General features: G+C 63.2%; 12 protein-coding genes and 1 pseudogene. 8 read left to right on the forward strand and 5 right to left on the reverse strand.

Going from position 1 to position 13384, the window contains the following annotated elements; translation table 11 throughout:
• Nucleotides 1-26: 26 nt before the first annotated feature.
• The gene (locus tag PBR20603_RS17335; RefSeq protein ID WP_150560752.1) at nucleotides 27-1139 is read left to right on the forward strand and encodes an enoyl-CoA hydratase/isomerase family protein; all 1113 of its coding nucleotides are present in this window, start codon (nucleotides 27-29) and stop codon (nucleotides 1137-1139) included.
• Nucleotides 1140-1179: 40 nt separating this feature from the next.
• Here PBR20603_RS17335 and PBR20603_RS17340 read toward each other — a convergent pair whose 3' ends face one another.
• Both PBR20603_RS17340 and lexA read right to left on the reverse strand, forming a co-directional pair.
• Nucleotides 1180-1599, reverse strand: a complete 420-nt coding sequence (locus PBR20603_RS17340; protein WP_150560753.1) for a hypothetical protein — start codon at nucleotides 1597-1599, stop codon at nucleotides 1180-1182.
• 168 nt (nucleotides 1600-1767) lie between these two features.
• Nucleotides 1768-2421, reverse strand: a complete 654-nt coding sequence (lexA, locus tag PBR20603_RS17345; RefSeq protein WP_094067760.1) for a transcriptional repressor LexA — start codon at nucleotides 2419-2421, stop codon at nucleotides 1768-1770.
• A gap of 395 nt (nucleotides 2422-2816) precedes the next feature.
• Between lexA and PBR20603_RS17350 the strand changes: the two genes are divergently transcribed.
• The 7 genes and pseudogenes from PBR20603_RS17350 to PBR20603_RS17375 all read left to right on the forward strand — a co-directional run bounded on the left by PBR20603_RS17350 (nucleotide 2817) and on the right by PBR20603_RS17375 (nucleotide 9088).
• Nucleotides 2817-3848, forward strand: a complete 1032-nt coding sequence (locus PBR20603_RS17350) for a sulfate ABC transporter substrate-binding protein (RefSeq protein ID WP_150560754.1) — start codon at nucleotides 2817-2819, stop codon at nucleotides 3846-3848.
• A 60-nt stretch (nucleotides 3849-3908) separates the two neighbouring features.
• Nucleotides 3909-4772: a sulfate ABC transporter permease subunit CysT gene (cysT, locus tag PBR20603_RS17355; protein ID WP_150560755.1), complete on the forward strand. Its 864-nt coding sequence runs from the start codon at nucleotides 3909-3911 to the stop codon at nucleotides 4770-4772.
• Between the two features lie 30 nt (nucleotides 4773-4802).
• Nucleotides 4803-5708: a sulfate ABC transporter permease subunit CysW gene (cysW, locus tag PBR20603_RS17360; RefSeq protein WP_150560756.1), complete on the forward strand. Its 906-nt coding sequence runs from the start codon at nucleotides 4803-4805 to the stop codon at nucleotides 5706-5708.
• A 27-nt stretch (nucleotides 5709-5735) separates the two neighbouring features.
• Nucleotides 5736-6471 (forward strand): annotated as a pseudogene (locus tag PBR20603_RS17365) (sulfate/molybdate ABC transporter ATP-binding protein); the annotation flags it as partial.
• A 104-nt stretch (nucleotides 6472-6575) separates the two neighbouring features.
• Entirely contained in the window at nucleotides 6576-6812 is a 237-nt protein-coding gene (locus PBR20603_RS24620) for a TOBE-like domain-containing protein (protein WP_425495829.1), read from the forward strand.
• 104 nt (nucleotides 6813-6916) lie between these two features.
• Nucleotides 6917-7855 carry a CysB family HTH-type transcriptional regulator gene (locus PBR20603_RS17370; RefSeq protein WP_150560758.1) on the forward strand — a complete coding sequence of 313 codons (939 nt, stop codon included), beginning with the start codon at nucleotides 6917-6919 and terminating at the stop codon, nucleotides 7853-7855.
• A gap of 192 nt (nucleotides 7856-8047) precedes the next feature.
• Nucleotides 8048-9088, forward strand: coding sequence for an asparaginase (locus PBR20603_RS17375; RefSeq protein ID WP_150560759.1), 1041 nt, complete (start codon nucleotides 8048-8050; stop codon nucleotides 9086-9088).
• 366 nt (nucleotides 9089-9454) lie between these two features.
• On the opposite strand, the gene glxR is transcribed toward PBR20603_RS17375, so the two are convergent.
• From glxR to gcl, 3 genes are all read right to left on the reverse strand, one after another.
• Nucleotides 9455-10435, reverse strand: coding sequence for a 2-hydroxy-3-oxopropionate reductase (gene glxR, locus PBR20603_RS17380; protein ID WP_281356062.1), 981 nt, complete (start codon nucleotides 10433-10435; stop codon nucleotides 9455-9457).
• Between the two features lie 149 nt (nucleotides 10436-10584).
• The gene (hyi, locus tag PBR20603_RS17385) at nucleotides 10585-11376 is read right to left on the reverse strand and encodes a hydroxypyruvate isomerase (protein ID WP_150560761.1); all 792 of its coding nucleotides are present in this window, start codon (nucleotides 11374-11376) and stop codon (nucleotides 10585-10587) included.
• A gap of 164 nt (nucleotides 11377-11540) precedes the next feature.
• Entirely contained in the window at nucleotides 11541-13307 is a 1767-nt protein-coding gene (gene gcl, locus PBR20603_RS17390; protein ID WP_150560762.1) for a glyoxylate carboligase, read from the reverse strand.
• Nucleotides 13308-13384: the final 77 nt, after the last annotated feature.

Genomic DNA, 13384 nt, shown 5'->3' on the forward strand with positions numbered 1-13384 from the left:
TGACATTTCTGAAGCACTCGCCAGACATGACCGAATTTGTTCGAACCGAAATCCGCGGCCGTATCGGTTTTATTACCCTGACTCGCCCGAAGGCGCTCAATGCACTGTCGCATGACATGATTCGTGCGATGGCGGTGGCGCTTGACGCATGGCGTGACAATCCCACGGTGCTGGGTGTTGTTTTGCAGGGCGAAGGCGAGAAGGGACTGTGCGCGGGCGGCGACATTCGCTATTTCCACGAGGCCGTGAGTGCAGGGCGCACCGACATCATGGATTTCTTCACGGACGAATACACGCTCAACTACACGATCGCCACGTACCCGAAGCCCTACATCGCGCTGATGGACGGCGTGGTGATGGGCGGTGGCATGGGGCTCTCGCAGGGCGCTGCGTTGCGTGTCGTCACCGAGGCGACGCGCATGGCGATGCCAGAGACGGCCATCGGTCTGTTCCCTGATGTGGGCGGCGGATACTTCCTCGCGAATCTCGCGGGACATCTCGGTGAGTATCTTGGCACGACCGGTATCGTGTTCGGGGCCGTCGACGCGTGTGAGATCGGTCTGGCCGACGTCGTTGTCCCGCGCGCTTCGTTGCCGGCACTATGCGAGTTGCTGGCGAATGGCGAATGGCAAGACAGCGACGCCGTACTCAACGCTGCGCGAACGTTCGCCCGTGACAGTCTGCCGCCTGCCGGTCTGACGCCGGGCAAGCTCGCGCCGCTGCGCGATGTGATCGACAGCCACTTCGGCCTGTCGAGCATGCCCGCCATCTTGAAGGCGCTCAAGCACGAAGCGCGCTGCGAATACTCTGGCTGGGCGGAAGAGACGGAGCATCTGCTGCGCAGCAAGCGCTCGCCGTTGATGGTTTGCGTCACGCTGGCGCAGGTGCGTCGCGCACGAAATCTGTCGTTGGCTGACGAACTGCGCGAGGAGTGGTTGATGATGCGCAGCGTTTTCAATCTCGACGGCCGCACCGGCGCGGAGAGTGTCGAAGGCATTCGCGCACTGGTCGTCGATAAGGATCACACACCGCGTTGGCAGCACGCCGACATCGAGTCGGTGAAACCGGCAGACGTCGCGCGGTTCTTCGACGGAGAACGCCTTGGTGCCGACAATCCGCTGCGCCAGCTCGGGCAGTAGGTCAGCCCGTCGCGCCATGCAGCAGCGGTGAGCCGAGCGCTTACACCGCTGCCAGACAGAACTGCTCGCCGACCGCCTGATCGAGTTTGCGGCAGATGTCGGCGATGCTGCCGACCATCACGATGTGCGACACGTCGCGATACACGCGCACATCTTGACCTGCATTGGCTTCCTGCGAATCGCGACGTTGAAGTTCGCGTACGTTGCGCGATGCCTTGATGGCCCTTCCGGACGGGCATGCGCGACGCGTTGCCGACGCCACGGCAGCCGTGAGTGTGCGGGGCAGGGCGGTGGTGCGCGAGCGGGCGGGCACCGTGTAAGAGCGAGCGATGGCAGGGGCGGAAGCGAATGGGCCGGACAGGGCTGAGAGTCCGTACACGGCCGACAGCCGCGCTTGCGAGGAGACGCGCGCACGCGACTGACCAAAAGACGTACGCAGCAAACCAAAGAGTCGAGCCATGATGCGATCCTTGTTCCAATGTGGGTCAGAGGGGCGTGTCTTGCTGCGTATTTCGCAAATCGCGGGCGCAGCAGGGCACGGGCGCCGGACCCAGCCCGGCGCAGTCGGAAATGCAAACCTTCAGAGCGTGGGGTGCTGCGCTACGCGGCGCAGTCCCCGGAGTCGCGCTTAGAGATCGTTGTTGCGGATCAGGCCGACCGCAATCCCTTCCAGCGCAAAGTCGCCGCTACCTTCATCGACGTTGATGTTCTCGAAGTCGGGATTCTCGGCAATCAACTCGACGCCACCCGGCACCCGGTGGAAACGTTTGACGGTCACGTCGTCGCCAAGGCGCGCTACGACGATCTGGCCTTCGCGTGCGTCGGCGGCCTTCTGCACCGCGAGCAGATCGCCATCGAGAATGCCTGCGTCGCGCATCGACATCCCGCGCACCTTCAGCAGGTAATCGGGTTGGCGCGCGAACATGTTCGGATCGCACTGGAAGTTGCGCTCGATGTGTTCCTGCGCAAGGATCGGGCTACCGGCAGCCACGCGACCGACGAGCGGCAGCGACAACTGCATCAGGCCCATATGCGGCAACGTGAACTGGTGCGCACCGCCGGCTTCGTCCAGACGCTTGAGGCGGATGCCGCGCGACTGCCCCGCGGCCAATTCGATCACTCCTTTGCGCGCCAGCGCACGCAGGTGCTCCTCTGCGGCATTGGCGGAAGAGAAGCCGAGTTCGGCGGCGATTTCAGCGCGTGTCGGCGGAAAGCCGGTGCGCTCGATCGCTTGTCGGACCAGTTCGTAGACCTGCTGTTGACGGGCGGTAAGTTTGATCATGGCATCACTGTATGGAAGCACAGGTGGCTGTATTTTTGTACAGTGTTTGCAAAAAGGCAAGGGAAAACTTCAAGTAGTACATGAAGTCCATGAGGCCTCACCAAGAGATGACTTGTCTCTGCGCTCGTTCGTCAGGCTTGCAATAGCGGGTCGGCCGAGGGGGGAACGTGACGCCCCGCGCCGTGAACCAGCGGCAGAGCGCGCCTTCGGGTCAGTGCTGCCCACGCCATCCTCGCGCCCATCCGCCCATCGATACGGGGCCGATTTCGTCCCTCCGCACAATTTCTCTAATCCTTATTCCGGCATAAACAAACGAAAAAATATTATTTTTAATTATTTAGCCCCGCTCATAGACTGGCCTCCTACACACGAGAAGCAAACAAGGAGTGCAAGTCATGAGCAAAACAGCACGGGGATGGAAAGTTAAAAAGCTGGCAGTGGCACTGGGTGGCCTGGCGCTGGCCGCCGGCATGACGATCCAGGCGCAGGCGGCGAGCCTGTCGCTGCTCAACGTGTCGTACGACCCGACGCGTGAGCTGTACGCGGACTACAACAAGGCTTTCGAGGCCCACTACAAGCAGACCACCGGTGACACGGTGACGGTGAAGGCCTCGCACGGCGGCTCGGGCAAGCAAGCGCGTACCGTGCTCGATGGCGCCCCCGCCGACGTGGTCACGCTCGGCATCTCTGCCGACATCGACGAACTGGCACAGGCCGGTCTCGTGAGCAAGGATTGGCAGAAACGTCTGCCGGATAACGCCACGCCGTACACCTCCACCATCGTGCTGCTGGTGCGCAAGGGCAATCCCAAGGGAATCAAGGACTGGGGCGATCTCGTCAAGCCGGGCATCAGCGTCGTGACGCCGAACCCGAAGACGTCGGCGGGCGCTCGCTGGAACTATCTGGCCGCGTGGCTCTACGCGCTCAAGCAACCGGGCGGCAATGAGCAAACGGCGCAGGACTTCGTCAAGGCGCTCTACAAGAACGTGGGGGTGCTCGACTCCGGCGCTCGCGGCGCCACCACGACCTTCGTGGAACGCGGCATCGGCGACGTGCTGATCGCCTGGGAAAACGAAGCGCTACTGTCGGTGAAGGATCTCGGCCCGGACAAGTTCGACATCGTGGTGCCGTCGTCGTCGATTCTGACGGAGCCGCCGGTGGCGGTGGTCGACAAGAACGTCGACAAGCACGGTACCCGCAAGGCGGCAGAAGCCTATCTGCAATGGCTGTATTCGCCGCAAGGTCAGGAAATTGCCGCGAAGCACTTCTATCGTCCGCGCTCGCCGGAAATCGCGAAGAAGTACGCGTCGCAGTATCCGAAGCTCAAGCTCTACACGGTTGACGCCGATCTGGGCGGATGGACGAAGACGCAGGCCAAGCACTTCGCCGATGGCGGCATCTTCGACCAGATCTACACCAAGAAGTAACGTCACCACAAAAAGTACGAAGAGTACGAAGAGTACGAAGAGTACGAAAGGGACCATCGCATGAGTACTGCACTGTTTCCCCTCTGGCGCAAGCCGAGTGCCTTGCCGGGCTTTGGCCTGACGATGGGCTACACCGTCGCCTATCTGAGCCTTGTGGTGCTGGTGCCGTTGTTGATGGTCTTCATCAAGGCAAGCTCGCTCGACTGGGCGAGCTTCGTCGCCGCGGTGAGTTCGCCGCGCGTGCTGGCGTCGTATCGCCTTACGTTCGGCATCTCGCTGGCGGCCGCCATTCTCAACGCCATATTCGGTTTCATCCTGGCGTGGGTGCTGGTGCGCTACACGTTTCCAGGCAAGCGTTTCGTCGACGCGTTGATCGATCTGCCGTTTGCGTTGCCGACGTCCGTTGCGGGCATCGTGCTGGCGGCGATCTACGCGCCGAATGGCTGGGTCGGACGCTGGTTCGAACCGCTCGGCATCAAGATCGCGTTTACACCGCTGGGCATCTTCGTGGCGTTGACGTTCATCGGACTGCCGTTTGTGGTGCGCACGCTTCAGCCGGTGCTCGAAGAGTTCGAGCGCGAGCAGGAGGAAGCGGCGGCGTGCCTTGGCGCGACGCGCTGGCAGACGCTGCGGCACGTAATTCTCCCGGCCGTGCTGCCCGCGCTGCTGACCGGCTTTGCGCTGGCGTTTGCGCGCGCTGTGGGTGAGTACGGCTCGGTCATCTTCATTGCCGGCAACATTCCGATGGTCTCGGAGATCACTTCGCTGCTGATCGTGACCAAGCTCGAGCAGTTCGACTATGCAGGCGCTGCGGCACTGGCCGTGGTGATGCTGGTGATCTCGTTCGTGCTGCTGCTGCTTATCAATACCCTGCAATGGTGGCTGCAACGCCGCCATTCGGGCCGGCGCGCCAGTGGCGTGTGATGCCAGAAAACGATAGAGAACGTTTCGATCATGTCAGATTCACTCGCACTCTCGCAGGCGTTGCCGCAAGCGACCAAGGCCCGTAAGGCCGATCCGACTGACGAGCCCGCGCTCGTCAAGGCCGTGCTCATTGGGATCGCGCTGCTCTTCTTCGCTCTGTTTCTGGTGTTGCCGCTCGCGTCGGTCTTCGTGACGGCGCTGGGCAAGGGCTTTGCCGCTTACTGGGACGGCCTCACGAACGACGACGCGCTCTCGGCGATTCGGCTGACGGTGCTGATCGCCGCTATTGCGGTGCCGCTGAATCTGGTGTTTGGTGTCGCGGCGTCGTGGGCGATTGCGCGCTTCGACTTCAAGGGCAAGAGCGTGCTGACCACGCTCATCGACCTGCCGTTCTCCGTCTCGCCGGTGATCGCGGGTCTCACGTTCTTGCTGATCTTCGGGCGTCAGGGACCGATTTGGGACTTTCTGGATGCGCACAACCTGAAGATTGTTTTCGCGCTGCCGGGACTGGTGCTCGCAACCGTATTCGTCACGTTCCCGTTCGTGGCGCGGGAGCTGATTCCGCTCATGCAGGCGCAGGGCAGCGAGGAAGAGGAGGCCGCTCGTGTGCTGGGCGCCAGTGGCTGGCAGGTGTTCACGCGCGTGACGCTGCCGAAAATCAAATGGGGTCTGCTGTACGGCGTGATTCTGTGTAATGCCCGCGCAATGGGTGAGTTCGGTGCCGTGTCGGTCGTCTCCGGCCACATTCGCGGCGAGACGAATACGCTGCCGCTGCACGTGGAAATTGAATACAACGACTACCACACGGTGGGGGCATTCGCGGCAGCGTCGATTCTCGCATTGCTCGCGCTCGCCACACTGGCCCTGAAGCTCTGGGCGGAACGCAAGCTGGCGCAGGACAAGGCCGCACGTCGTGAAGACGCCGTGGCGGCCTGAGCGGACATCGCATCGAGGAGCAAGACAATGAGTATCCAGGTACAACAGGTTTCGAAGCGTTTCGGCGATTTCGCGGCGCTCGACGACGTCAGTCTCGAATTCCCCACGGGGGAGCTGGTTGCGCTGCTCGGACCGTCGGGCTGCGGCAAGACCACGCTGCTGCGCATTGTCGCGGGGCTGGAGTTTGCCGATGCCGGCCGTGTGGTGCTCAACGGCGAGGACGTGGCTTCGGTCGGCACGCGCGAGCGTCAGGTCGGCTTCGTGTTCCAGCACTACGCACTTTTCCGTCATATGACGGTGTTCGAGAACGTAGCGTTCGGCCTGCGCGTGAAGTCGCGCCGCGAACGCCTGCCGGACGCGCAGATTCGCAACAAGGTTCACGAACTGCTCGGCCTCGTGCAACTCGACTGGCTGGCCGACCACTACCCGGCGGAACTGTCGGGCGGACAGCGCCAGCGCATTGCACTGGCGCGCGCGCTGGCCGTCGAGCCGAAGGTGTTGCTGCTCGACGAGCCGTTCGGTGCGCTCGACGCCAAGGTCCGCAAGGAACTGCGTAGCTGGCTGCGACGTCTGCACGACGAACTGCACATCACGACGATCTTCGTCACTCACGATCAGGAAGAAGCGCTCGAAGTGGCCGACCGTATCGTGCTGATGAATCGCGGCAAGGTCGAGCAGATCGGCGCGCCGCAGGACGTCTACGATACGCCGCAAAGCGCATTCGTCTATGAGTTCCTCGGTGCCGCGAACCGGCTCTCGGGCGAACTGCGCACGCACGATTTCATTGCGGACGCCGGGGCGTATCGTGTCACGGTACACAAGGACGATCTGCCTGCCGTCCCGCAGGACGGCCGTGCGATTGCGTATGTGCGCCCGCACGATCTCGCGCTGCTGCCTGCGCACGACGGCGGCCCGGGCATCGACGTGGCAGTGCGCCGCGCGATTCCGCTGGGAGGCACCGTGCGCGTAGAACTCGCCGCACCCGGCGACGCGGTGTGGGAAGCGGAACTCACGCGCTCGGGCTGGCAGGCGCTCGGCGCCGATGCCGGTGCGACGCTGCGGGCGGTGCCCCGCCAGTTGCGGGTGTTTTCCGCACGGGCGTGAACGGCCCGGCGTATCGAACACAACAACAAGCTAAACCTATTTGGCACAGGTAATCGACGTCATCAGACGTCACGGACAGACAAGCAACAGGGCGGAGTCACATCATGAATTTCCAGCAATTGCGCTACGTGCGCGAAGCCGTTCGGCAGAACCTCAACCTGACGGAGGCGGCGAGTGCGCTGTACACGTCGCAGTCGGGCGTGAGCAAGCAGATCAAGGATCTCGAAGACGAACTCGGGGTGGACGTGTTCGTGCGTCGCGGCAAGCGCCTCACGGGACTGACCGAGCCGGGCAAGGCCGTGCTGCAACTGATCGAGCGCATGCTGCTCGACGCCGAGAACCTGCGCCGTGTGGCGCGTCAGTTCGCGGATCAGGATAGCGGGCATCTCGTGGTGGCCACGACCCACACACAGGCGCGCTATGCGTTGCCGCAGGTCATCAAGCAGTTCACGAGCGTGTTTCCGAAGGTGCATCTGGCGTTGCGTCAGGGCAGCCCGCGTCAGATCGCGCAGATGGTCATCGACGGGGAAGCCGACATCGGTATCACGACCGAGGCGCTGGACCGCTTTCCCGATATCGTCACGTTCCCGTGCTATTCCTGGCACCACGTTGCCGTCGTGCCGAAGGATCACCCGCTGGTCGGGCGTGAAAGCGTGACGCTCGCGGACATTGCCGACTATCCGATCATTACCTATGACGGCGATTTCACGGGCCGCTCGCACGTGGACAAGGCATTCTCCGATCAGGGGCTGGTGCCGGACATCGTGCTGACGGCACTCGATACCGACGTGATCAAGACGTACGTCGAACTGGGACTGGGCGTGGGGATCGTGGCAGCCATGGCCGTCGACCCTCGCAAGGATCAGGATCTGGCCGTGCTGGAGCTCGATAACGCGTTCGAGCCGAGCACCACGCGGATCGGCTTGCGTCGCGGCGCGTTTCTGCGCTCTTATGCTTATCGGTTCATTGAAATGCTTGCCCCGGCGCTCAAGGAGCAGGAAATCTCGACGCAACTGCGAGAAGCGCTGGAGTTCGCGGCCTGACGCGCGGCCTGACGCGCGGCTGAGGCGCGGCTGACGCGACCTCGCCTCGGGGCAGGCCGGAACACGTTTTCAGGCGTGCTCCGGCGCGTTCCCGTCGTTCGGCCGCGGTGTGGCCATCGATCCCGCCCAACGAGGCGGGATCGATATTTTCAGCGATTGGGAAGCCGGCCAGTATTGGATACAATCGTTGACATGACTTTGACCTCATTCAACCCGATTCCTCATTACACCGTGTCCTCGGGCGATCTGCCGCGCATTGCGCTGCTCGCCACGGGCGGCACGATCGCGGGCAGCGCGGCCGACGCGACGCGCACCGCCGGTTATCAGGCCGGTGCGCTCGGTGTCCAGGACCTGCTCGCGGCCGTCCCGGCGCTGGGCACCATCGCGCACATCCATGCGGAACAAGTCGCGCAGATCGATAGCAAGGACATGAGCGTGGCGCTCTGGCAGAAGCTGGCCGCCCGCGTGAACGCCTTGCTTTCGCAGCCCGATGTGGCGGGGGCGGTGATTACCCACGGTACCGATACGCTTGAAGAGACTGCGTATTACCTGCACCTGACCATCAACAGCCGCAAGCCCGTGGTGTTGACGGCCGCGATGCGCCCCGCGACGGCGCTGTCGGCGGACGGACCGCTGAACCTGCTCAACGCCGTGCGGGTGGCCACCGACCCGATTTCGGCGGGCCGTGGGGTGATGGTCGCCGTCAACAACCAGATTCACTGCGCACGCGACGTCATCAAGACGAGTACCTACAAGGTCGATGCCTTCCACTCACCGGAAATCGGCGTGCTCGGCTGGGTGCAGGACGAGCGCGTGGCCTTTCAGCGCGCGGCGTTGCAGTATCACACCGTCGAGAGCGAGTTTGTCGGACTCTCGGGCGAACTGCCTGCGGTGGAAGTGGTGTCGAGTTATGCGGGCGTCTCGCGCATCGCCGTCGACGCCCTCGTGGACGCGGGCGTGCAAGGCATCGTGGTCGCCGGCACGGGCAACGGCTCGCTGCATTCGTTGCTGCAACAGGCCCTGGCCGAGGCCGTGCAGCGCGGCGTGACGGTGGTGCGCGCCGCCCGCGTGGGCAGCGGACATGTCATGCACAACGGTGCAGCCCCCGACGATCAGTATGGCTTTGTAAGTGCGGGCAATCTGCATCCATTCAAAGCGCGTGTCTTGCTGATGCTGGCATTGCAGGCAGGCGTGCCGCGCGAGCGCATGCAGAGCCTGTTCGTCGAGTATTGAGCCGCAACCCATCGCCGGGACAACAAAATACGGCGCCAGTCGCTCATTCGATCGACTGGCGCCGTGAGGCTTGATGAGGGGCATGGTGCCGCTGACCCCTTGCCTGATCTCTGTGGAACCGGCTGTCGTCACTTTCTTCTCTCTGCTCACGGCTTTGACAGGGCTTTGATAGCCGCTTTCTTCGTCTTCTCGCGAACGACTCCGTGAACCGGTCGTTCCGATGTACAGCGCGACGAGCGTGCCGTGAGTCCGGATGTGACGTCGGTTGACGGATACCGGCCTTGCATTCCGGTATTCGCCAACGTCCGCCGAATCTCCCTGATTGCCTGACGTTACCGATCGGATCGATGCGTAACGCGTTACGCGTTACGCCACGGTATGGTTGGCGAGCATTTCCAGCGCGCGCACCATGCCCGAGTGATCCCACGCAGCGCCACCGTTCGCGGCGCAGGCGTTGAACAGCTCCTGGCACGTGGCCGTGTTCGGCAGCGACACGCCGAGGGCCTTGGCGCTTTGCAGGGCCAGATTCAGATCCTTCTGGTGCAGGGCGATGCGGAAGCCCGGCTCGAAGTTGCGCTTGACCATACGCTCGCCATGCACTTCGAGAATGCGCGACGAGGCGAAGCCGCCCATCAGCGCTTCACGCACCTTGGCGGGGTCGGCGCCGGCCTTCGACGCGAACAGCAGGGCTTCGCCGACGGCTTCGATGGTGAGCGCGACCACGATCTGGTTGGCGACCTTGCAGGTTTGACCGGCACCGCTTTCGCCCACGAGCGTGATGTTCTTGCCCATCAGTTCGAAGAACGGCTTCACGTCGTCGAACGCGGCTTGCGAGCCGCCGACCATGATCGACAGCGATGCGGCTTTCGCGCCGACTTCGCCGCCCGAGACCGGGGCGTCGAGGTACTCGGCGCCCAGCGCCTTGATCTTCTTGGCGTATTCCTTCGTTTCGATCGGCGAAATGGAGCTCATGTCGACGACGATCTTGCCCGCCGAGAGGCCTTCGGCCAGACCGTCCTGACCGAACAGCACAGCGCCCACGTCCGGGGTATCCGGCACCATCACGAAGACGATGTCGGCACGCTTGGCGACCTCCTTGGCCGACGTGCAGACGGTGGCCTGACCGTCGATCAGGTCCTGCGGCGGCGTGCGGCGCTCGTACAGGAACAGCTTGTGACCGGCGTTTTGCAGATGCTTCGCCATCGGCGCGCCCATGATGCCCAGACCAATGAAACCGAGTTGTGCCATTTCGAGACTCCTTGTTGCCAAAGTGTTAAGTGGGGTTCGCTGACGCCTGGACGAGCAGGGCGGTGGCGCGCGGGCGCGTCCCCCGTGCTCCGGCCGCATGCCCCCTGCATGCGGCCGGCGGGGCCCTTCCTCGTCGAAACCCGGTCAGCCGGCGTGCCGCTTCCTACGGCTGACTGCCGCTACGCCGTCGTGTCGTCTGCACGCCGCCGGGGGTGGCGTCGTGCGGGTGAAGGGGGGCGACTGAAAACTCAGGCGGCTTCGCGCAAGCCTGCCGCCTTGAACCAGCCGAGGCCATCGGTCGTGGTGGTGGCCGGTTTGTATTCGCATCCGATCCAGCCGTTGTAGCCAAGGCGGTCAAGGAACGCGAACAGATACGCGTAGTTGATCTCGCCCGTGCCCGGTTCGTTGCGGCCCGGGTTGTCCGCCAGTTGCACGTGAGCGATGCGCGCCAGATTCGTCTCGATGGTCTTGGCGAGTTCGCCTTCCATGCGCTGCATGTGATAGATGTCGTACTGCAGGAACAGGTTGTCCGAACCGACGGCGTCGAAGATCTCCAGCGCCTGCTTCGTGCGATTCACGAAGAAGCCGGGAATGTCGTACGTGTTGATCGGTTCGACCAGCAGGCGGATGCCTTCTGCCTTGAGCGCATTGGCCGCGAAGCGCAGATTTTCCACCAGCGTTTCCTGAGCCGTTTGCGTGGACAGGTCGGCGCCTTGCTTGCCCACGAGGCAGTTCAGTTGCTTCACGCCCAGCGCCTTGGCATAGGTGATCGCTTCGCCCACACCGTCGCGGAATTCGGCCACGCGATCCGGGAAGATGGCGATGCCGCGCTCGCCCGCATCCCAGTTGCCGGCGGGCAGGTTGTGCAGCACGAGGTCTAGCTGATACTGGTTCAGCTTGTCGGCGATCTGGTCGCGGTGAAACGAATAGGGGAACAGAAACTCCACGCCGCGAAAGCCCGCTGCGGCGGCCGCCTTGAAGCGGTCGAGGAACGGCACCTCGTTGAACAGCATGGTCAGGTTGGCGGCAAATTTCGGCATTGCGCTGACTCCTCTCTCTCTTTTTAGGGGGTGGTTTCGACGATTTCGATGCAAGGGTGTTGCCGGGTTGCGGGGCGCGCACTTTGGCCGTTCACGGGGTCTAGCCGAAAGCGGAGGGGACGCACGCGCCCCGCAATCCTTTTGCAGGTCTGGCCGGGTCCGGCTCAGGCCGTCACTGCGTTGTCTTCTTCCACGATGTCGATGATGTCTTCGAACTCATTGACGTTGTTGATCTCGGTACCCATTGCGATGTTGGTCACGCGCTCGAGAATCACTTCCACGATCACCGGCACGGAGAACTCGGCCATCAGCTTGCGGGCCTGAGCAAACGCGGGCTGGATGTCGTTCGGCTGGAACACGCGGATCGCCTTCACGCCGAGACCCTCGGCGACCTTCACATGATCGACGCCGTAGCCGTTCACTTCCGGCGAGTTCACGTTCTCGAACGCGAGCTGCACGCAGTAATCCATGTCGAAGTTGCGCTGTGCCTGACGGATCAGACCCAGGTACGAGTTGTTCACGACCAGATGGATGTACGGCACCTTGAACTGCGCAGCCACGGCCAGCTCTTCGATCATGAACTGGAAGTCGTAGTCGCCCGAGATTGCCACCACGTCCGACGACGGCGACGCCACCTTCGCGCCGATGGCGGCCGGCACCGTCCAGCCCAGCGGGCCCGCCTGACCGCAGTTGATCCAGTGACGCGGCTTGTTCACGTGCAGGAATTGCGCGGCGGCGATCTGCGACAGACCGATGGTCGAGACGTAACGCACATCGCGGCCGAAGAAGGCGTTCATTTCCTGATACACGCGCTGCGGCTTGATCGGCACCTGATCGAAGTCCGTGCGGCGCAGCATGGTGCGCTTGCGCTTCTGGCAGTCGGCCACCCATTGCGAGCGATCCGGCAGACGGCCGGCCGCCTTGAGCTCCTTGGCGACTTCCACGAATAGCTTGAGGGCGGCCTTGGCGTCGGAGACGATGCCGTAGTCCGGACCGAACACGCGGCCGATTTGCGTCGGCTCGATGTCGACGTGCACGAACTTGCGGCCCTGCGTGAAGACATCGACGCTGCCGGTGTGGCGGTTGGCCCAGCGGTTGCCGATGCCCATCACGAAGTCGGAGGCCAGCATCGTGGCGTTGCCGAAGCGATGCGAGGTCTGCAGGCCGACCATGCCGGCCATGAGCGGATGGTCGTCGGCGATGGTGCCCCAGCCCATGAGCGTGGGCACGACCGGCACGTTCACCGTCTCGGCGAACTCGACGAGCAGATCGGCGGCGTCGGCATTGATCACGCCGCCACCCGAGACGATCAGCGGGCGTTCCGAGGCGACCAGCATCTGAATCGCTTTCTCGATTTGCGCACGCGTCGCCGCAGGCTTGTACACCGGCAGCGGTTCATACGTTTCGGGATCGAAGTCGATCTCGGCGACCTGTACGTCGAACGGCAGGTCGATGAGCACCGGACCCGGACGGCCCGAGCGCATCAGATGGAAGGCCTGCTGGAACACGCGCGGCACGAGGGCCGGCTCGCGTACCGTCACTGCCCACTTGGTGACCGGTTTGGCGATCGATTCGATATCGACCGCCTGGAAATCTTCCTTGTACAGACGGGCGCGCGGGGCCTGACCCGTGATGCAAAGGATGGGGATCGAATCGGCCCATGCGGAGTAAAGGCCGGTAATCATGTCGGTGCCCGCTGGGCCGGAGGTGCCAATGCACACGCCGATGTTGCCGGCTTCGGCACGCGTGTAGCCTTCGGCCATATGCGACGCGCCCTCGACGTGGCGTGCGAGCACATGCTCGACGCTGCCAGCCTTGCGCAATGCCGAATAGAACGGGTTGATGGCAGCGCCGGGCACGCCGAATGCGGTGGTAATGCCTTCCTTCTCCAGCACTCGGACGGCGGCCTCTACGGCGGTCATCTTGGCCATGTGACTCCTCCAATGGGTAATTGATAGTGATGTTGGAGGTCACTTTAAGCCGGTACGATTTGTTTGATAAGATCACA

The sequence above is a fragment of the Pandoraea bronchicola genome (assembly GCF_902459805.1).
Lineage (GTDB): Bacteria > Pseudomonadota > Gammaproteobacteria > Burkholderiales > Burkholderiaceae > Pandoraea > Pandoraea bronchicola.

Coding starts and splice junctions, on each gene's coding strand:
- PBR20603_RS17335 (WP_150560752.1), top strand. CDS start 27: ATGACCGAATTTGTTCGAACCGAAATCCGCGGCCGTATCGGTTTTATT.
- PBR20603_RS17340 (WP_150560753.1), bottom strand. CDS start 1,599: ATGGCTCGACTCTTTGGTTTGCTGCGTACGTCTTTTGGTCAGTCGCGT.
- lexA (WP_094067760.1), bottom strand. CDS start 2,421: ATGATCAAACTTACCGCCCGTCAACAGCAGGTCTACGAACTGGTCCGA.
- PBR20603_RS17350 (WP_150560754.1), top strand. CDS start 2,817: ATGAGCAAAACAGCACGGGGATGGAAAGTTAAAAAGCTGGCAGTGGCA.
- cysT (WP_150560755.1), top strand. CDS start 3,909: ATGAGTACTGCACTGTTTCCCCTCTGGCGCAAGCCGAGTGCCTTGCCG.
- cysW (WP_150560756.1), top strand. CDS start 4,803: ATGTCAGATTCACTCGCACTCTCGCAGGCGTTGCCGCAAGCGACCAAG.
- PBR20603_RS17370 (WP_150560758.1), top strand. CDS start 6,917: ATGAATTTCCAGCAATTGCGCTACGTGCGCGAAGCCGTTCGGCAGAAC.
- PBR20603_RS17375 (WP_150560759.1), top strand. CDS start 8,048: ATGACTTTGACCTCATTCAACCCGATTCCTCATTACACCGTGTCCTCG.
- glxR (WP_281356062.1), bottom strand. CDS start 10,435: ATGCGGCCGGAGCACGGGGGACGCGCCCGCGCGCCACCGCCCTGCTCG.
- hyi (WP_150560761.1), bottom strand. CDS start 11,376: ATGCCGAAATTTGCCGCCAACCTGACCATGCTGTTCAACGAGGTGCCG.
- gcl (WP_150560762.1), bottom strand. CDS start 13,307: ATGGCCAAGATGACCGCCGTAGAGGCCGCCGTCCGAGTGCTGGAGAAG.